The sequence below is a fragment of the Dietzia sp. NPDC055340 genome (genome assembly GCF_053645335.1).
Map to the genome: position 1 here is coordinate 182674 of NZ_JBSHML010000005.1, position 19447 is coordinate 202120.

Genomic DNA, 19447 nt, shown 5'->3' on the forward strand with positions numbered 1-19447 from the left:
GGGCGACCGGCCCTGTGTTAGCATCGGTTGCATCAGCACGGCTCCCTTTGGCGGGGCCGTGTTTTTGTTACCTGCACGGCGAAACACAGATTGGAGTGCGCCCCATGGCGAACGACACCCAGGTCCACTGGCTGACCCAGGACTCGTACGACCGCCTCTCGGCCGAGAAGGAGGCGCTCATCGCGAACCGCCCCCTGATCGCCGCCGAGATCAACGAGCGGCGCGAGGAGGGCGACCTCAAGGAGAACGCCGGCTACCACGCCGCGCGCGAACAGCAGGGCCAGGAAGAGGCCCGGATCCGCACGATCGACGACCTGCTGGCCAACGCCCAGGTCGGTGAGGCCCCCACCGAGTCCGGCGTCGCACTCATCGGATCCGTCGTCCGCGCCTACTACAACGGCAACGAGGACACCAAGGAGACCTTCCTCATCGGCACCCGCGGTGAGGGCTCCGGCAAGGACGACCTGGAGATCTACTCCCCGGAGTCGCCGCTCGGCAAGAACATCCTCGGCGCCAAGGTCGGCGAGACCCGCGAGTACACCGCTCCCAACGGCAAGACCGTGTCCGTCACCGTCGTGACCGCGGAGCCGTACCAGAGCTGACGGTCTCCGACCGCCTCCCGGTGGTAGGTTTTCCACGAATGTCGGGCCGGATTATCGGACCCGATTCCGCGCCGGTGTAGCAGGAGTTCCACGTGTCAGACGGTTCCCACGACAGGCCCCTCGGCCCCGCGCCGAAGATCGAAGCGGCGGCCGGGCGGGTTCTGGGTCCGGCGCTGCGCACAGGCCAGTCGCCGTTCGAGGAAGACCTGTACACGTGGACCCCCGAGGTCGCAGAGGAGCTCGCCCGCCGACTCGACGCCGATCCGGACGAGTCGGCGGGCGAGTCCATGCGCTCCCCCGTCATGCAGGCGCTGCACGACCAGCTCGAGGGCGCGCCACGGCCCGTCGTGCTGCTGGCCGCCGAGCTGCTCTACATCCAACAGTTGCCGCTGTCCACGGTGACTGCCCGCCTCAAGCGTGGACGTGTCCGCGACGTCCTGTCGTGGACCGAGAACCCCCCGGAGATCCCCGCGGACCTGGACGAGGTACTCACCGAGCGGGGCCCGCTGACCGGCGGGCTGGGCTTCAACGTCCAGATGCGCGAGCACCTGCGTTGGCTGTGCTCGTTCATCATCCACTGGGCGGAGCTCGACGCCTCGGTGCGCGACGCCGCGCTCAGCGACCCGTGGGAGTTCCAGCGCGCCGCCCGCTCCACTCCCGGCGACTGGCGGGCGATCCGTTACAGCCTGCAGTATCTCGTGTGGCCGGGCCACTTCCAGCCGATCGTCAAGCACGAGCACAAGACCCGCATCCGCGATGCCTTCGCCGACCTCATCAGCGGCCCGTCCGGGATCGACGAGCTGGACATCGATCAGGACCTGCACCGGATCTCCGAGGTCCTGTCCGCCCAGCTCGGCCAGCCGGTCGACTGGTACCGGGGTTCGGTGGCCAACCAGTGGCAGCGGCACCGCGACGACCACTCGCGGCGGGCGTGGCTCGTGCGCCCGGGCCGCGGCGGGGTCGGGCAGGCCGGCCAGTGGGTAACGCAGAACCGCATCGCCCTGCCCGCCTCCCATCTCCCGCGGATCCCGGCCCACGCCAGCCGCCTCGAGGTCTCCCAGGCAGTCGAGCAGGGGTACCCGCACCTCGACTACCAGGCCCGTTTCCAGCTCACCGCCGAACTGCACACCTTCCTGTCCCGGATGAGCCCGCAGGACGTGGTGGCCACCGTCGCCGACGCCCGGCTGCAGCTGGGCACGCTGACCGACGATCTCGGTTACGTGGAGGACGGCGGCCAGCAACTCGAGCGGTCGGTGCTGTGGAGCGAGGTCACCCTCGACCTCGACTCGCTGCCCAGCCCGCTGTCGGAGTTGATCGGCGAACCCGGAACCGTCGTGGACCTCACCGACGGGCTCGACGCGCTGCTGTCGGCCATGCACCCGGGGAGCCACTCCTCCGAGTCCGCGATCGCCGAGGCTCCCGCCGCCGGCGCCGTGCCCACACTGCCCGCGGTGACCGACGAGTTGGCCGACGGTCTGCACATGCCCCGCGAGGAGCTGCAGGAGATCGTCGACACCCTGCAGTCGCGGCAACAGATCGTGTTCTACGGCCCGCCCGGCACCGGTAAGACCTACCTCGCCCAGGAGCTGGCCCGTTTCCTGGCGGGTGCCGACGACCCGAGCCGGGTCCAGCTGGTGCAGTTCCACCCCAGCTACGCCTACGAGGACTTCTTCGAGGGCTACCGCCCCACGCTCACCGAGTCCGGCCAGCCGGGCTTCGCACTGCAGGCGGGCCCGCTGCGCCGGCAGGCCGCGCGTGCGACGTCCGAGTCCGGGCGGGACCACCCGAGCTTCCTCATCATCGACGAGATGAACCGCGCGGACCTGGCGCGCGTGTTCGGCGAGATGTACTTCCTGCTCGAGTACCGCGACCGCACCGTGTTGCCGCAGTACAGCCCGGACACCTCGTTCCGGCTGCCGCGCAACCTGTTCATCATCGGCACCATGAACACCGCCGACCGGTCCATCGCGATGGTCGACGCCGCCATCCGCCGTCGGTTCGCGTTCATGGAACTGCACCCCGACACCCCGCCGGTCGCGGGCGTGCTTCGCCGGCACCTCGAGGCGCGCGACGCAAGCACGGAGCCGGCCGACCTGCTCGAGGCGCTCAACTCGGAGATGGACGACTCGGACCGCGACCTGCGCATCGGCCCCTCGTATTTCATGAAGGACGAGGCCACCGAACCCGGAGGCCTGGAGGCCATCTGGCGCTTCGACCTGCTCCCCCTGCTCGAGGAGCACTACTACGGTCGGCTCACCCGCGCGGAGGTCCATGAACGGTTCGGTCTGGCGGCGCTGCGCCGGAAGATCGGCCGGGCATGACCGCACCCTCGACGGGCTCGGCGGCAACGTCTCTGGCCCTCGAGTTCGACGAGTTCGACCGCCGCGGAAAGCTCGTCACCCTGAGCTGGGAGGGTGCCCACCACCTCTCCCAGACGCGACTGGTGGAGGTCCTGCCCGCCGGTCGCGACACCTGGCGTCTGATTCCCAGCGGGGCCGTGGGCTCGGTGCGCGTCGAGGGGCTGTCCGTTCGGGTCATGCCCGCCGCGAGCCTGGGGCTGACCCAGCTGTTCTTCCTCCTGGACCACGCGGCCGACGACGCCTTCCTGCCGTCGGCTGTCCAGGCACGTGACGACGACGAGCTGTGGGTCTCCGTCGCCGAGTCCATGGCCCGGTTGGCGCACCAGGCATTGGCTCCCGGACTGCTGCGCGGGTACCGCCGCGTCGACGAGTCGCTCACGACCGTGCGGGGGCGGATCCGCCTGGGCGACCAGATCCGCCGCCGGCCGGGCATGACCATCCCGCTCGAGGTCTCGTACTCGGAGTTCACCCCGGACATCGCCGAGAACCGGATTCTGCGCACCGCCGCGCATCGACTGCAGTTCCTGCCGGACCTGCCGGACAACACCCGGCGCCGCCTGGCGATGGTCGACGCCCGCCTGGCCGACGCCTCGCTCATCCCACAGGGCGCGCCGGTGCCCGCCTGGACACCGTCGCGGCTCAACGCCCGCTACCAGGACGCACTCGCGCTGGCGGACCGGATCGTTCGACGTATCTCGGTGGAGGTCGAGGACGGGCACGCCTCCTCGGCCGCGTTCGTGACCGAGATGCCGGCCCTGTTCGAGCGTTTCGTGGAATCCGAGTTGACCGCCGCGCTGCTCGGTCACGGTGGTCGTCTGCTGCAGAACCCCGTCGTCGACCTGTCGTCCGGAACCGAGGCGGGCCCCGACGACACGGGCGAGGCCGAGGACGGAACCGACGACGACAGCGCGGGACGCCACCGCGCCGCCCCCGGCCGACACCGCGCGCCCGCCGACGACGGCGACCACATCTCCGTGCGCACCGGCCTGGTCTACGAGGTCGACGGTGACCCGGTCACCACGTTCGTCGCCACCTACCCCACCGACCGGCGCGCCCGCGCCGCCGAGCACTACCGGCTTCTGGCCGCCTGTACCGCACTCGGCGTGGACCGGGCCTACCTTATCTACCCGGCGCAGCGCCGCGACGACGCTCCACAGCCGCGGCGGATCGTCCACACCGACATCTCGATCGTCGAATACCCCGTCGACCTGTCCGGAGGGCCCGCGCAGAGCCGCCGGGCTATCGTCGAACTGGCACAGCAGGCCCGGGCGCTCGCGGCCACACCGGCGGCCCCGGCCGCGCGCCACCGCACCGGAGCGCGGCACCACACCGCGGTCCGCCACCACACCGCGACCCAGAACCGCGAGGGGAGACGACACGCGCGATGAGCGAGACCGACGATCCGGCCCGCCGCCTCGTGGTGAGCCTCGCGCTGGTGGCCGTGGGGACGGTCGGCGTCTACCGCGGCGCCTACGAGGTCCTGGCGCAGCAGGCGCGGATCGCACGCCGCGTGATCCCCAAGCCCACCGGTCGCCCCTTCGGGGGCGACGGTCTCTACCGACCCGGCGCCGCGACGCCGGAGCCGTGGCGGCCCGGCATGGAGTGCGACGTCCACATGATGGTGTTCGGCGACTCGCTCGCCGCCGGCCTGGGCGCCGACTCGGCCGCCGAGCTGCCCGGCGTGCTGATCGCGCGCGGCCTGGCCGAGGAATCAGGCCTGAACGTGCGGCTGAGCATCAAGGCGATCGTCGGCGCCACCTCCAAGGGCCTGCCCGGCCAGGTCGAGGCCATGCAGATCGCCCACGGCGACCCGGACATCTCCGTGATCCTCATCGGCGGCAACGACATCACCGCACGCAACGGGATCGGCCCGTCGGCGCGGCGCGTCGGTGAGGCCGTGCACGCGCTACGCGAGGGGGGCTCACACGTGGTGGTGGGCACCTGCCCCGACCTGGGGATCATCAAGCCGGTCCCCCAGCCGCTGCGTTCGGTCATGGCCACCCTCAGCCGGAGACTGGCGTCCGCGCAGGCCGTCCAGGTACGCAAGGCCGGCGGCGTGCCCGTGTCCCTGGCCCAGACCCTGGCGCCCGAGTTCCACCGACGCGGCGAGAGCCTGTTCTCCCCCGATCGCTTCCACCCCAACTCCGCCGGTTACGAACTCTCCGCCGGCCTGCTGCTGCCCGCGGTGTGCGTGGCGCTCGGCGTGTGGGACGAGGCGCCCGAGGAGTCGGCGCCGCAGGGCGCCGGGGAGGCCGCCGCGGCGCTGGACGAGACCGAGGCCGCCGCCGAGGTCGGCCCGCACCGCGACTCCGTGGTCGCCCGGCTCACCACGCGTTTGACCGACTTCGTCCGCAACCACGAGGACGCGGAAGGTCAGGACGAGAACACGTTCCTGCATAATGAGAACGTGGACGGCGACCCGGAGAACACGGGGGACGCCCGCGAGGCCGCGGACACCCTCCGACGCCGGAGCCGCATCCTCAGGTTGGCCCGCCCCGCGCGGGAGGACCCTGGTCCCGCAGACTGACCCGACCGCACGGTGCTCTCACCAGATACAGAGCACTCACCTGACAAAGAAGGAGCCTTCCATGCCGGAAGCCGTGATCGTCTCTTACGCCCGTTCCCCCATCGGGCGCGCCAACAAGGGTTCCCTCGTGGGCATCCGCTCGGATGACCTCACCGCCCAGATGGTCAAGGCGGCCCTGGCCAAGGTGCCCGAGCTCGACCCCACCCAGATCGACGACCTGATGCTGGGCAACGGTCTGCCCGGCGGCCAGCAGGGCTTCAACATGGCCCGCGTCGTCTCGGTGCTCGCCGGCATGGACACCGTCCCCGGCACCACCGTCAACCGCTACTGCTCGTCGTCGCTGCAGACCACCCGTATGGCGCTGCACGCGATCAAGGCCGGCGAGGGCGACGTGTTCATCTCCGCCGGTGTGGAGACCGTCTCCAACTTCCAGTACGGCACCTCGGACCACATCCCGAACACCCACAACCCGATCTTCGCCGACGCCGAGGCCCGCACCGCCAAGCGCGCCGAGGGTGGCGCCGACGTGTGGACCGACCCGCGCGACCAGGGCATCCTGCCGGACGTCTACATCCCGATGGGCCAGACCGCCGAGAACGTCGCGCAGATCACCGGCATCACCCGCGAGGAGCAGGACCACTGGGGCGTGCGGTCGCAGAACCGCGCCGTCGAGGCCGTCGAGCGTGGCCACTTCGCCAACGAGATCACCCCGGTGACCATGCCCGACGGCACCGTCGTCACCGCTGACGACGGCCCGCGGCCCGGCACCACCTACGAGAAGATCTCGCAGCTCAAGCCGGTCTTCCGTCCCGACGGCACCGTCGCGGCCGGCAACTGCTGCCCGCTCAACGACGGCGCCGCCGCCCTGGTGATCATGTCCGACACCAAGGCCAAGGAGCTTGGTCTCACCCCGCTCGCGCGCGTCGTCTCCACCGGCGTGTCCGGCCTGTCGCCGGAGATCATGGGCCTCGGGCCGATCCAGGCCGTCAAGAACGCCCTGAAGATCGCCGGCAAGCAGATCTCCGACATCGACCTGTTCGAGATCAACGAGGCGTTCGCCGTACAGGTGCTCGGCTCGGCCCGTGAGCTCGGCATCGAGGAGGACAAGCTCAACGTCAACGGTGGCGCCATCGCGCTGGGCCACCCGTTCGGCATGACCGGCGCCCGCATCACCGCGTCGCTCATCAACAACCTGCAGGCCGAGGACAAGCAGTTCGGCGTCGAGACCATGTGTGTCGGCGGTGGCCAGGGCATGGCGATGGTGCTCGAGCGCCTCAGCTGATCCCCAGCGCGGCGGGCAACGTGCGACCCGCCATCGCGAAGAGCGTTCCGCTCACGTTTCCCGAGAGGGCGTGAGCGGAACGCTCTTTTCGTTGTATCGAACTGCTGCCGGCCACGCTGCGCGCGGTACATGACAGCGGCCCCCGCTCCCTGTCTCGAGGGGGCCGGGGCCGCTCCCCTCGACCGTCGGCCGTCGGCCGCGGTGCCATCAGCCGCAGTGCCGTCAGCCGCGCTGCCGACGCCACCCGTGAGACGCAGCCGACGCACCAGGCCACCGGTCGAACCCAAGGCCTCCCGTGAAACGGCGCACGGCCTCGGCTCCCTGATGGGGGCCGAGGCCGTGCGGTTTCAGTCCGGGTTGAGGCGGGCCCCGGGTGGGGCCTCGGCGTTCCCGGACGCGTACGAGGTCAGTCGCGGAAGTAGCTCATCAGGCGCAGGATCTCGATGTACAGCCAGACCAGGGTCACGGCCAGACCGAGGGCGACGCCCCAGGCCATCTTCGCGGGGGCGCCGGCGCGCACGAGGCGGTCGGCATTGTCGAAGTCCATCAGGAAGCTGAACGCGGCGAGGCCGATGCACACCAGCGAGAAGATGATCGCGATGGTGCCGCCGTCACGCAGCGGGTTGAAGCCGAAGAACATCGCGCCGACGAAGTTGCCGAGCATGAGTACCAGGACGCCGATGATCGCGGCGGTCATGAAGCGCGTGAACTTGGGGGTCACGCGGACGGCGCCGGTCTTGTAGACGAACAGCATGCCGGCGAACACGCCGAACGTGCCGAGCACGGCCTGGCCGATCACGACCCCGGCGCTGGCACCCGCGATGTTCATGGTGAACACGTGCGAGACGGCGCCGATGAACAGACCTTCGAACGCTGCGTAGACCAGGGTGACGGGCGCCGAGTCCATCTTGCGGCCGAAGGTGGCGACCAGAACGGTGATGAACCCGCCGATGCCGCCGACGAGCAGCAGCGGCATGGCCAATCCCGCCGAGATCGACAGCCAGTAGGCGATGATGCCGATCACGCCGATGACGCCCAGGGTGATCCCGGTCTTGGAAACGACGTCGTCGATCGTCATGGGGCGGTCGTCGGTGGCGAACTGCGGCTGCTGTGCCGCGTAGCCGGGCTGCGCGCCGAAGCCCTGCTGGCCATACTGACCCTGCTGGAAGGCGGCCTGCCCGGCGCCACCGAACTGTGTGGCGCCCTTGGCGCTCGACTCTGACAGTGAGCTGAAGACCGGGTTGCTGCTCTTGCGCATCGGGGTCCCTTCGGGTGTGTCGGGGGAGGTCGGTTGTCGAGAGGCCCCGCCGGGATACCGACGAATCACTCGTAGTTGGTTAACGCACGGTCATCGTTGCTTGTTCCCGCAGGCGGATACTGTCCTGTCCATCCCGGGAACCAATCCCACTGACGTCAGTTAACGATATGTCGTTGACATTCTTCTAGATGTCGTTGATACTCGTATCCAGCCAGGTGCCATCAGGGCACCCAGAACACGAGAGGAGACGTTCGATGCGAAGCAACGACGTCATGTTCAACCCGGAGGGCTTCGGCCCGTCCGGACACGGCGATGGAGGCGGATTCGCCGGCCACCGCCGGGGCGGCCACCCGCGCCGCGGCGGCCGTGGCCATGGCCACGGGCGGCCGCACGGCCACGGTGAGCACGGGGGCCCCGGCGGCCCCTTCGGCCCCGGTGGGCCATTCGGCCCGGGCGGGCCGTTCGGTCCCGGCGGGCCGTTCGGACCCGATGGCCCCTTCGGTGGGGCGGGCCGGTTCGGGGAGGGCCACGGTGGGCGGCGCGGGCCGTCCCGGCGACGGCGCCGCGGAGACGTCCGCCATGGCACCCTGCTACTCCTCGCGGAGGGCCCCATGAACGGCTACGGCATCATCCGCCAGCTCGCGGAGCGTAGCGGCGGAACCTGGCGCCCCAGCTCCGGAGCGGTGTACCCGGCCCTCGCCCTCCTCGAGGACGAGGGACTGATCGGCCCCGCCGAGGACGCAGGGCCCAAGCACTACCAGCTCACCGATGCCGGCCGGGCCGAGGTTGACGAGCTGGCGGACCGCCCGGCCCCCTGGGACGACGCCACGGAGGAGGCCGCTTCGCGGCTCGGCGGGAATGCCGAGTTGTGGAAGGCCTTCGGCGATGCCGCGATGGCGGTTCGCGCGGTGGCCCAGACGGGCGATGAGGCGATCGGGGCCGCGGCCACCGACGAGCTCGTCGCACTACGCAAGCGGCTCTACGGGCTACTGGCGGACGGCACCGACTGACCGCAGTCCACCGCGCGACCCCACTCTCCGCGACCCAACGCCCCTCGACCGCCGATCTCGCGCGAACAGAGCCACAGCACCCACCGCATGGGATATATGTGACATCCAACACAGATTCGAGGTGGTGGGCACATGGCCGGAGTGACCGGGGTGTGGGTGGCGAAGCTCGTCGTCGTCGTCGCGATGGTGGCGACAATCGGAGCCGCGCCGGCGGCGGCCGGGGACCCACCGGTCCCCTACTCGACGCCGGCCGCGGCCTCGCTCGACGTGGTCGAGGACAATCCCCACGGAGAATGGAGTGGCGGCTTCGCTTCGTCCCTGCCGACCGACAGCGCGACGCTGCGGCCGATGCTCGACTGCGCACGCGGGTCGGGAGTCGATCCTGCGCGCTACGCCACGCTCGCGCGCCAGTACTGGCTCGCGGTGGGTGCCGAGAAAGCCGGGATCGACCTACAACACTGGGTGCCCGAGCGCGGGCTCGCCGCCAACCTCGAGAACGTCGACAAGGTGTACGTGAACTACCTGCGGCTGGCGAACTCGCGCGACGACTACTTCTGGACGGGGATGGCCGGGCTCGCGGGGATGTCGTTCGCCGCCGGTTTCTGGGATCTCGAGGAGGTCGGACAGCTGCTCACCGTGCCGGCCGTGCACCAGCTGGGCGCCGCCGTCGGCGGCGCGCTCAACGACCTTCCGTGGGAACTCGCACGCGAGATGCCCGAGGATGTCCGACTGCTGGCCACGGTCGGCCCAACGCTCACCCGCGCGGACATCGACTGGTACCTGCACCGCCTGTTGGTGATGCAGCGACACATCTTCATGGACATGATTCCCGCGCACGAGGCGTACGCCGCCGAGGGGTTGCCCGCCGTCGAGGAGCTCGCGGCGGGCGGGGCCTATGACGGGTACGTGGTCGACGCCTGGCGCATGGTCGACGCCGGCGGTCCTGCGAACCTGGCCGAGGCGCTGGTACGGATGGCGTCGCGCGAGCAGAACCAGATCATCGCCGACCAGTGGGACGCCACCGCGGCGGGCCGCGACGGGAGCACAGCGGCGGGCCGCGACGCGGTGTTGGGCCGCGACGATGTGGGGCGCGTGCTGACCTACATCACGACCGTCGGGGGCAGCCCCGACATCCCCGGCGCCCGTAGTCTCGGACAGTTTCGGCCACTGACCGTGCAGGCGCAGGTGGACGGGCGGCCGATGACCGTCCACACCCCGCTGCCGGCGTTCAACTGGGCTGACCGCGGGCCGCGCTGGGAGTACATCGAGCAGGACCTCGTACCGCGCTATCGCGAGTTGGTCCAGGACCGGCCAGCCGAGGCCAAGCAGGTGCTCGGCGTGGTGTTCCGCGAGCGGGCCGAGCAGAACCGGATCCTGCGGCGACTTCCGGAGTTCCTCACCGAGATGACCAGCGGCTGGGCGGTGGTGGCAGAGTGATCGCAACGGTCGGCCTGCAACAGGAGAAGACTCCGATGCCCGAGCAGCTGTTCGTCTACGGAACCCTCGCGCCGGGTCGGCCGAACGCGCACGTCCTGGCTGATGTGCCGGGGGCCCGGCGGCCTGCGACGATCAGCGGTTCACTGTACGACCGCGGACGCCCCGGCAACGCGAAGAGCGTTCCGCACACTTCCCTCTCGGGCGATGCGTGCGGAACGCTCTCGGCGATGACGGGGCCGGCCAGCTCACGGTGGGTCAGCGTAGGTCGAATCAGCGCAGGGCTACCTTGTGATTCCAGGATCGGACCGTGCGCCAGGCGCAGAACACCAGGATGAGCCCCATGGTCGCCAGGAACCCGATGGGCATCGCCTCGCTGTTGGCGGTGCCCACGGTCATCTCGTCCAGAACGTTGAACGAGACCAGGCCCAGGCGGTCGCCCTCCATCCCGATGCCGAGCGGGATCGCGACCATGCCGAGGAGGGACGCCAGCTGCATGCCGACGTAGAGCACGACGAACACCACGATCGGTCCCGCGGCACCCATTCCCGCGAAACGGTTCTCGTGACCGACGGAGACGGCGAAGTAGTAGTAGATCGGCCACACCAGGAACGAGGCGAGCATCAGAACCGCACCCGCGACGATCATCCAGGCGGGCGCGATCTCCGCGAGGTCCGCCATGATGTCGCCGATCACCGCGACCGACGGCGACGTGATACCCGAGTTGATCGCCACGGCCCACCACACGATCCAGCCGAGCAGGGCGGTGAGTATGGCAGCGGCGAGCGAGACGAGCACCGCCCAGAGGAGCTTTGCCCGGAAGATGGTGGCACCGCGCACCGGGATCGACTGCGTGAAGTACCCGGTCCGCCCGTAGCCCGACCGCCAGTAGTCGGCGACGAGCAGGAGTTGGACGCCGGGTACCAGCACGAACACGGCGAGGAAAGCGAGCAGCAGCCCGAGCACGGACAACACCGACCAGCCCGACGCGCCAAGCAGGCTTCCGAGGAGCCCCACCAGGACGGTGATGCCGAAGTACATGCCGAGTGCTCCGCGCGTACGCAGCCACTCGTGCTTGAGCAGTGTGGTGGTCATCGGTACGTCTCCTTGAAGATCTGGTCGAGGCTGGCGGAGTGGTTCTGGCGCAGGTCGTCGGCGTCGCCCTGCAGGAGCACCCGGCCGTGGCGCATCATCACCGCGGCATCGAGGATCGGCTCGAGGTCGTGCACGAGGTGCGTGGAGATCAGCAGCAGCGAGTCCTCCGAGAGGTTGCGCACGATGCCGTCCACGATCAGGTCGCGCGCGGCCGGGTCGACGCCCGAGATCGGCTCGTCCAGCAGGTAGACGCGGGCGTCGCGGGACATGGCCAGCGCGATCTGCACCTTCTCGCGCATGCCCTTGGACATCTCCTTGAGTCGCGAGGTCTCGCTCAGGCCGAAGAAGCCGATGAGATCGCGCGCCTTCTCGAGCTGGAAGTCTGCGAAGAAGTCGTTGTAGAGGCCCAGGCAGTAGGTCACCCGGGCGGAATCGGGCAGGAAGCTGGTGTCCGGCAGGAAGGACACGAGCGCCTTGGACTCGGGGCCCGGGGCGTGGCCGGCTATGCGCACGTCGCCCGAGTATCCGGACAGCACGCCGGCGAGGATCTTGAGCAGTGTCGTCTTGCCGCAGCCGTTCTCGCCGAGCAGCCCCACGATCCGGCCGGGCCGCAGTGTCATGGTCAGTTCGTCGAGGGCGCGGGTCGGGCCGTAGCTCATCGTCAGGCCGGAGACCTCGATGAGTGCGTCGTGATCGGCGTGGGGGGAAGGGTCGGCGTGGTGGGCGGTGTTCTCGCTCATGTCAGGCTCCTCCGCCATCCGGAATGTCAGTGGTGTGGTGCTCATGGCTGTCCCATCTCTTGTCGAGTAGTGCCCGGGCCTGGTCGTGCGCCATCCGAAGGCCGCGGACGCGGCGGACGAACTCGTCGGCGGCGTCGGTGGCGAGGTCGGCGCGGACCTCGTCGATGCGGGCGTCGTCGTGGGTCACGAACCGCCCGGTGGCCCGCTCGGACCGGCACAGCTCGAGCCGTTCCAGTTCCGCGAGTGCCCGCTGGGCGGTGTTGGGGTTGACGCCGAGGTCGGCCGCCAACTCGCGGACGCCGGGCATCTTCTCGCCCGCCGCCCACTCCCCGGTCACGATGCGCCGCGAGAACTCCCCGACGAGCTGCACCCAGATCGGGGACGAGGTGTCGAAATGCATCGCCGCTCCCCTCCGTGTTGCTGTATTAGGTACTTAATACAGTGACACGAAGGCGGGGCCGAGTCAAGAAGAGAGAAAGAGAAACCGCGACGACGCCGACACCGATGAGGCCGCCGCCCGGACGGTCACCACAGCACGGCTGGCATCGATGTCGGACACGTGGGATAGACAGGGTCCATGCAACCGGCAGATGAAGAAGAGACCCGAATGGCACGGGTCGTCAGCGAGTACATGGACGGCGGCCTACACGCCGACGAGGTGTGCCGCCGACACGGGCTCACCCGCACCGAACTCGCCCAGTGGTGCGACTGGCTCGATTTCCGGATGACATGGGTGGACCCGAACAGGCGCCCGCCGGTCCCCTCCCCGGCTCCGGACTACGCGCCGCCCGGGACGCCGCCTCGAGGTCGCAGCCCTTCACAAACCCCCCGGTGAATCACCGAGGGGTACCGGGACTCAGCGGTCCGCGTGGGCGGCCTCCTCGGCCAGTGCTTCCGCGGCGGGGGCCTCGGTCTGGGCGGTGTTGCGCAGGAACCACACGCCGATCACGGTGATCAGCGAGATCGCGGCGCCGGCGATCAGGGCGTTGTGGACGCCGTTCATCTGAGCCGCCAAGGCGTCTTCGCCACCCTCGCCGCCAGCGACCTGACCGAGCGTCATCACGGTGATGAACAGGGCGGTACCGGCCGCCGCGGCGACCTGCTGCAGTGTGGTCAGTAGCGCCGAGCCGTGGGAGTACAGGTGCGGCGGGAGCGACCCGAGCGCCGAGGTCATGAGCGGCGAGAACAACAGCGCGAGGCCGAACGTCAGGGTCACATGGAAGGCCACCACCATGCCGAGCGAGGAATCGGCACCGAGGGTCGTCATGCCCCACAGGCCGGCGGAGGCCAGTATCGATCCGGGAATGATCAGCGGGCGCGGACCGACCTTGTCGTAGAGCCGTCCCACGAACCAGCCGAGGACGCCCATGACCAGGCCGCCCGGCAGCAGCGCGAGGCCGGCCTCGAGCGTGGTCGAGCCCAACACCTGCTGCATGTAGATCGGCAGCAGGATCAGCACGCCGAACAGCGACATCATGGCGATGAGCATGAGCACCAGGGCGACGGTGAAGGTGGGCGAGGCGAACGCCCGCACATCGAGGAGCGCATTGTCCTTGAGCGCGAGCTGGCGCCACACGAACACCGCGAGCGAGAGCAGACCGACGATCACCGGGATCCACGGGGAGATCAGCGCATTGCCCATGGCGGCCTCGCCGATCGAACTGAGGCCGTAGATCAGGCCGGCGAAGCCGAGAGCCGACAGGACGCCCGAGAAGACATCGAGCGGGACGTCTCGGTTCTCGGTGACGTTGCGGATCAGCGCGCCGCCGGCGATCAGCGCCAGCACGGCGATCGGCAGGACCGACCAGAACATCCAGCGCCAGCTCAGCGAGTCCAGCACCACGCCGCCGACGGTCGGCCCGATGGCGGGAGCCACGGCGATCACGATGGAGATGACGCCCATCGTCCGACCGCGACGCTCAGCGGGCACGACGTTGAGGACGGTGGTCATGAGCAGCGGCATCATGATGGCCGTGCCGACGGCCTGCACCACGCGCCCGGCGACAAGCATGGGGAACACCATCGCCAGCGACGCCAGCACCGTACCGGCGGTGAACGTGCTCATCGCGATGATGAAGACGGTCCGCAGCGGCAGCCGCACGAGCATCCACCCGGTGAACGGGATGACCACGGCCATCGTGAGCATGAAGGCCGTGGTGAGCCACTGCGCGGTGGCCGCGGTGACCTCGAACTCGACCATCAGGTCGGGCAGCGCCACGGACATGATGGTCTCGTTGAGGATCACGACGAACGCGGCCGCGACGAGCAGCGCGATGAGCCGGATCGTGGCTGCAGGCAGTCGGGTGGATTCGGAACTGCTGCTGTGGTCGGCGGCAGTGGACTGAGACGTCACGGGTCGTCCTTATGAAATACGAACTGCGGGAAAGAGTACAAAGCCCGGGCGGCACGACGCCGCACGCGGGAACCAACGCACCCTACCCGACCACCATTCCCGGGCGCGCGTCAAGTGATGCGCGTTACCCGGACCCGTGCCCGGCGATCGACGGCACCGAGCTCGCGTCATCGGATACCCCGCCCCGTATCTTGCGGATACCCATAGGGGTATGTAGATTCGTCGTTGTCACCACCCCGACCGCCGGGTCGGCCCCGTCGCCGCCCGGCCCACCAGACGGAGGACGCGATGCTTCTCGAACGGATCTATGACGACGACCTGGCCCAGGCCGGGTACCTGATCGGCTGCCAGGCCACGGGCGAGGCACTCGTGGTGGACGCCCGCCGCGACGTCCGCGCCCATCTGGCGCTGGCGGCCTCCCACGGGATGACCATCACCGCGGTCGCCGAGACGCATATCCACGCCGACTTCCTGTCCGGCACGCGCGAGCTGGCGGCGGCAACCGGCGCCCGGATGTATGTCTCCGGCGAGGGCGGCGAGGACTGGCAGTACGGGTTCGAGGCCACCCGCCTGTACGACGGCGACGAGATCACGCTGGGCAACATCACCGCCCGCGCCGTCCACACGCCGGGCCACACCCCCGAACACCTGTCCTTCCTCATCACCGACGGCGCGTTCGCCGACGAGCCCGGCTACATGCTCACCGGCGACTTCGTGTTCGCCGGCGACGTCGGCCGTCCGGATCTGCTCGACGAGGCCGCCGGCGGTGTCGACACCCGTTTCGGCGGCGCCGCGCAGATCTTCGACGGCCTCAGGCGCTTCGTCGCGCTGCCCGACCACGTCCAGGTCTTCCCCGGCCACGGCGCGGGCAGTGCGTGCGGCAAGGCGCTCGGGGCGTTGCCGTCGACCACGGTCGGCTACGAGCGGCGCCACGCGTGGTGGGCGGGGTATGTCGCCGACGACGACGAGGAGGGCTTCATCTCCGAACTGCTGGACGGCCAGCCGGACGCGCACGCCTACTTCGGCCGGATGAAGCGGCAGAACACCCGGGGCCCGGCGCTGCTCGGGCAGTTGGCGAACCCCGTCCTGCTGGACCCGGACGAGGTCGCGGGTGCCGTCGCCGCGGGAGAACTCGTCGTCGTCGACACGAGGGCGGCCGACCAGGTGCACGGCGGCACCGTCGCCGGCTCCCTCAACATCCCCGGCCCCGACAAGGCCGCCACCTACGGCGCCTGGGCCTACGACCCCGACCGCGAGTCGCGGCCGCTGGTCCTGCTGGCCGCCGACGCCGACGAGGCCGCCGCGACGCGCGACCACCTGGTCAGGGTGGGCATCGACGCCATCGCCGGTTACCTCACCGGCCTCGACGGGCTGCCGACGGTCTCCCCCGAGGTCATCACGGCCGACCAACTGGGCGCGCCGGACCAGGCGCTGTTGCTCGACGTGCGCAACGCCAACGAGCACAGTGCGGGCCACATCCCCGGCTCCGCGCAGCTCAGCGCCGGCCGCGTGCTGTGGAACCTCGACCGGCTACCGGAGGACGGACTCATCGTGACCTACTGCCAGAGCGGCACCCGCAGCTCGGTCGCGGCCAGTGCCCTTCGACGGGCCGGTCACCGCGTGGCCGAACTGGAGGGCAGCTACGCCGGCTGGCTCACCCGCGACACCGTCCGCGCCTGAGCCCGGCCATGGACCCGATGCTGATCCTGGTTGTCGCGCTGTCCGTGCTGGTGGGACTGTCGTTGGGCCTGCTCGGCGGCGGCGGCTCGATCCTGCTGGTCCCGCTGCTCACCTACGTCGGCGGACTCGCACCCCACGAGGCGATCCCCACCTCACTCGTCGTGGTGGGGACGACGTCCGTGGTGAGTCTCGTCGGGCACGCGCGCAGGGGACACGTGCGCTGGCGGGCCGGACTGGGATTCGGGGCGGCGGCCATGGTCGGTGCGTTCGGCGGCGGCCTGGCCGGCGGGCACGTCCCCGGCACCGTCCTCATGGTCGCGTTCGCGGCGATGATGCTGGCCACCGCCGTCGCGATGCTCCGCGGACGGCGCGAGGAGCCGGGCCGAACCGACAGCCCCGTGAGAGCACCGTGGCGCGTGCCGCTCTACGGCCTCCTCGTGGGCGCCGCCACCGGGCTCGTCGGGGCGGGCGGCGGCTTCCTCGTCGTCCCGGCGCTCGCCCTCCTCGCAGGGCTACCCATGGCCGCCGCCGTGGGGACCTCACTACTGGTGATCAGCATGCAGTCCTTCGCGGGCCTCGGCGGCTACCTGACCTCGGTGAGCCTGGACTGGCCGCTGGTCGCGGCGATCGCCGCGGCGTCGGTCGCCGGGTCGCTCGCCGGCGTGGCGATGAGTTCGCGCGTCTCGGAGCGGGCGGTGCGCCGGGCCTTCGGCTACGTGGTCCTGGCGATGGGCGTGTTCGTGCTGGCCGAGGAACTGCACGGCGTCGCGCGGACGGTTCTCGTCGCCGTCGTCGTCGCGGCGGTGCTCCTCACGGCCGCACTGTGCCTGTTCACCACCGACCACTGCCCGCTGCGGCGGCGGCCCACCACACAACAATCAACCAAGGAGAAACACCATGTGTAGAGCTGTGAAGTGTCACAAATGCGGCAAGACCACCTGGGCGGGCTGCGGAATGCACGTCGACCAGGTGATGGCCGGAGTCCCCGGATCGGACCGCTGCCAGGGCCATGCCGGGGAGCCGGGTGAGGGCGGCTTCTTCGCGCGACTGTTCAGGCGGTAGCCGCCCGACGGGAACCGCTCGCCCGCGCCGGTGGTGCAGAATCAGCGCATGGCAGCAACGCGCACCGCAGAACGGCCCGGGATCGACAGGCGGACGCTGCCGGCGTACGCGGCGGGCGAGACAGCGATGCCGTTCGTGATCACCGGGATGGACGAGCTGGTCGACCGGGACACCGAGTGGGAGCCGCATTCCCACCCCACGCACGAGCTGCTGTGGAACCGGCGCGGCGCGTCCAGCGCCACCATCGGGTCGCGCACGTGGACCATCACCCCGTCGGTGGGACTGTGGATCCCGGCGGGAATGATGCACTCCGCACGGGCGGCGGCGGGCACGTGGTACCGGACCGCGCACGTGGACGTGCGGACCGCCTCCCCGCTCCCGACCGAACCTGTGGCGGTGGAGGTGACCCCGCTGCTCACACTCGTGCTGGAACGCCTGGTCGACACGGCGCTGACGGCCGACTCGCGCGATCTCACCGAGCGCATGGTGTTCGACCTGCTCGAGCCCTCCCCGGACGCCCTCCTGGTGCAGAAGCCGACCAACGCACTCCTGCGTCCGATCGTGGCCGCCCTCGAGGCGCACCCCGGTGACAGTCGGACTCTCGCCGACTGGGCCGCGCGGCTCGACGTGAGCGAGCGGACGGTGACCCGCGCGTTCCGCGCGGAGACCGGCCTGAGCTTCGGCGCGTGGCACGCGGCACTACGCGCACAGCACGCCGCCCTACTGCTCGGCGGCGGCATGACGGTCGACGAGGTGGCCCTGCGGGTCGGGTACCGCTCGGCGAGCGCGTTCGGCGCCTCGTTCCGGCGGACGACCGGCCTCACGCCGGGCCAGCTGCGTTCGCCCGGCGGCTCCCCCGTCCCTGAGGTGTCCGGATCGCGATAGACGACGTCCGGATCAACTGATTGCGCACGGACGCAGGCCAGTCGTAAGGTTTTAGGCCAGCCTCACCTAACACCCCCGGGTGTGTGGGGGCCGTGTCCCATCTCCTGAGAGTGAGAGAGCCGCCCTATGCGTTCTCGTGGTCTTGTCCCGTTCCTGATCTCCGCCACGGCGGCCCTGGCGTTGTCCGCATGTGGCGCCTCCGACGCCGACCAGTCCGACAGCGCGTCCGCGGCCGGGTCGTCGGAGAACTACCCCGTGGTGATCGAGCACGCGCTCGGTACCACCACGATTGAGGAGCAGCCGGAGCGTGTGGCCACGGTCGCGTGGGCCAACCACGAGGTGCCGTTGGCGCTGGGCGTCGTCCCCGTCGGGATGGCCGCCGCCAACTTCGGTGACGACGACGGCAACGGCATGCTCCCGTGGGTCGAGGAGAAGCTCGACGAGATGGGCGCGGAGCCGCCGGTGCTGTTCGACGAGACCGATGGGATCGACTTCGAGGCGGTCGCCGACACCGACCCGGATGTCATCCTCGCCGCCTACTCGGGCCTGACGCAGGAGGACTACGACACCCTCAGCGAGATCGCGCCGGTCGTGGCCTACCCCGAGGACCCGTGGGCCACCTCGTGGCGGGACGTGATCCGGTTCAACGCCCAGGGACTCGGGCTCGAGGCCGAGGGTGATGCCCTCGTGACCGATCTCGAGACCGAGATCTCCGAGGCCGCCCAGCAGTACCCGGACCTGGCCGGCACCAAGACCATGTTCCTCACGCACGTGGATCCGACCGACCTGAGCACGGTGAACTTCTACACCGCCAACGACACCCGCGCCGCGTTCTTCTCCGACCTCGGCCTGGATACGCCCGCCGCGGTGGCCGAGGCGTCCGAGGCCGGAGGCTTCTCCGGCAGCATCAGCGCCGAGCAGCTGGACCGGTTCGACGACGTCGAGCTGATCGTCACCTACGGCGACCAGGAGCTCGTCGAGACCCTCCGCGCCGATCCGCTGCTGTCGCAGATGCCGGCGGTCAAGAACGACGCGATCGTGTTCCTCGACGGCAACGGCCCGATGGGCACCGCCGCCAACCCCACGCCGCTGGCGATCTCGTGGGTGCTCGACGACTACGTCGCGCAGCTCGCGGAGGCCGCCGGCACCGGTAAGTGAC

At 70.1% G+C, this 19447-nt stretch carries 18 protein-coding genes; 12 read left to right on the forward strand and 6 right to left on the reverse strand.

Features of this window, described 5'->3' with window-relative positions; all coding sequences use genetic code 11:
* Positions 1-104: 104 nt before the first annotated feature.
* The 5 genes from greA (at position 105) to ACWIFB_RS05395 (ending at position 6771) form a co-directional block, all read left to right on the forward strand.
* A complete protein-coding gene (greA, locus tag ACWIFB_RS05375; RefSeq protein ID WP_230930698.1) occupies positions 105-602 on the forward strand; it encodes a transcription elongation factor GreA in 498 nt (165 codons plus the stop codon).
* Positions 603-694: 92 nt separating this feature from the next.
* The gene (locus ACWIFB_RS05380; protein ID WP_454057571.1) at positions 695-2923 is read left to right on the forward strand and encodes an McrB family protein; all 2229 of its coding nucleotides are present in this window, start codon (positions 695-697) and stop codon (positions 2921-2923) included.
* Entirely contained in the window at positions 2920-4350 is a 1431-nt protein-coding gene (locus ACWIFB_RS05385) for an McrC family protein (protein WP_454057572.1), read from the forward strand. Before ACWIFB_RS05380 ends, ACWIFB_RS05385 begins: the two co-directional genes overlap by 4 nt.
* Entirely contained in the window at positions 4347-5489 is a 1143-nt protein-coding gene (locus ACWIFB_RS05390; protein ID WP_452100313.1) for an SGNH/GDSL hydrolase family protein, read from the forward strand. Before ACWIFB_RS05385 ends, ACWIFB_RS05390 begins: the two co-directional genes overlap by 4 nt.
* 61 nt (positions 5490-5550) lie before the next feature.
* Complete coding sequence (locus ACWIFB_RS05395; protein ID WP_230930702.1) at positions 5551-6771, forward strand: acetyl-CoA C-acetyltransferase; 1221 nt, start codon at positions 5551-5553, stop codon at positions 6769-6771.
* Positions 6772-7177: 406 nt separating this feature from the next.
* Here the strand turns inward: ACWIFB_RS05395 and ACWIFB_RS05400 are convergent, their stop codons facing one another.
* A complete protein-coding gene (locus tag ACWIFB_RS05400) occupies positions 7178-8029 on the reverse strand; it encodes a Bax inhibitor-1/YccA family protein (RefSeq protein ID WP_452100314.1) in 852 nt (283 codons plus the stop codon).
* Positions 8030-8250: 221 nt separating this feature from the next.
* Positions 8251-8610, reverse strand: a complete 360-nt coding sequence (locus ACWIFB_RS05405) for a hypothetical protein (RefSeq protein ID WP_454057594.1) — start codon at positions 8608-8610, stop codon at positions 8251-8253.
* Between the two features lie 6 nt (positions 8611-8616).
* On the opposite strand from ACWIFB_RS05405, the gene ACWIFB_RS05410 reads away from it, so the two are divergent.
* The 3 genes from ACWIFB_RS05410 to ACWIFB_RS05420 all read left to right on the forward strand — a co-directional run bounded on the left by ACWIFB_RS05410 (position 8617) and on the right by ACWIFB_RS05420 (position 10811).
* Positions 8617-9039, forward strand: coding sequence for a PadR family transcriptional regulator (locus ACWIFB_RS05410; RefSeq protein ID WP_454057593.1), 423 nt, complete (start codon positions 8617-8619; stop codon positions 9037-9039).
* A gap of 132 nt (positions 9040-9171) precedes the next feature.
* Positions 9172-10476 (forward strand): hypothetical protein, encoded by a 1305-nt coding sequence (locus ACWIFB_RS05415; protein WP_454057573.1) that lies wholly within the window; start codon positions 9172-9174, stop codon positions 10474-10476.
* A 35-nt stretch (positions 10477-10511) separates the two neighbouring features.
* The gene (locus tag ACWIFB_RS05420) at positions 10512-10811 is read left to right on the forward strand and encodes a gamma-glutamylcyclotransferase (RefSeq protein WP_452100317.1); all 300 of its coding nucleotides are present in this window, start codon (positions 10512-10514) and stop codon (positions 10809-10811) included.
* Here ACWIFB_RS05420 and ACWIFB_RS05425 read toward each other — a convergent pair.
* The 4 genes from ACWIFB_RS05425 to ACWIFB_RS05440 form a co-directional block, all read right to left on the reverse strand.
* Positions 10747-11568: a hypothetical protein gene (locus ACWIFB_RS05425; RefSeq protein WP_454057574.1), complete on the reverse strand. Its 822-nt coding sequence runs from the start codon at positions 11566-11568 to the stop codon at positions 10747-10749. The genes ACWIFB_RS05420 and ACWIFB_RS05425 overlap by 65 nt on opposite strands.
* A complete protein-coding gene (locus ACWIFB_RS05430) occupies positions 11565-12308 on the reverse strand; it encodes an ABC transporter ATP-binding protein (protein ID WP_452100319.1) in 744 nt (247 codons plus the stop codon). Before ACWIFB_RS05430 ends, ACWIFB_RS05425 begins: the two co-directional genes overlap by 4 nt.
* Position 12309: 1 nt before the next feature.
* Entirely contained in the window at positions 12310-12708 is a 399-nt protein-coding gene (locus ACWIFB_RS05435) for a GntR family transcriptional regulator (RefSeq protein ID WP_452100320.1), read from the reverse strand.
* 456 nt (positions 12709-13164) lie between these two features.
* Positions 13165-14661, reverse strand: coding sequence for an MDR family MFS transporter (locus tag ACWIFB_RS05440; RefSeq protein ID WP_454057575.1), 1497 nt, complete (start codon positions 14659-14661; stop codon positions 13165-13167).
* A 288-nt stretch (positions 14662-14949) separates the two neighbouring features.
* On the opposite strand from ACWIFB_RS05440, the gene ACWIFB_RS05445 reads away from it, so the two are divergent.
* The 4 genes from ACWIFB_RS05445 to ACWIFB_RS05460 all read left to right on the forward strand — a co-directional run bounded on the left by ACWIFB_RS05445 (position 14950) and on the right by ACWIFB_RS05460 (position 19446).
* Positions 14950-16341 carry an MBL fold metallo-hydrolase gene (locus ACWIFB_RS05445; RefSeq protein WP_454057576.1) on the forward strand — a complete coding sequence of 464 codons (1392 nt, stop codon included), beginning with the start codon at positions 14950-14952 and terminating at the stop codon, positions 16339-16341.
* Between the two features lie 8 nt (positions 16342-16349).
* Positions 16350-17246, forward strand: coding sequence for a sulfite exporter TauE/SafE family protein (locus ACWIFB_RS05450; protein WP_454057577.1), 897 nt, complete (start codon positions 16350-16352; stop codon positions 17244-17246).
* A 205-nt stretch (positions 17247-17451) separates the two neighbouring features.
* Complete coding sequence (locus ACWIFB_RS05455; protein WP_452100324.1) at positions 17452-18288, forward strand: helix-turn-helix domain-containing protein; 837 nt, start codon at positions 17452-17454, stop codon at positions 18286-18288.
* A 126-nt stretch (positions 18289-18414) separates the two neighbouring features.
* Positions 18415-19446 carry an iron-siderophore ABC transporter substrate-binding protein gene (locus ACWIFB_RS05460; protein WP_452100325.1) on the forward strand — a complete coding sequence of 344 codons (1032 nt, stop codon included), beginning with the start codon at positions 18415-18417 and terminating at the stop codon, positions 19444-19446.
* Position 19447 lies beyond the last annotated feature (1 nt).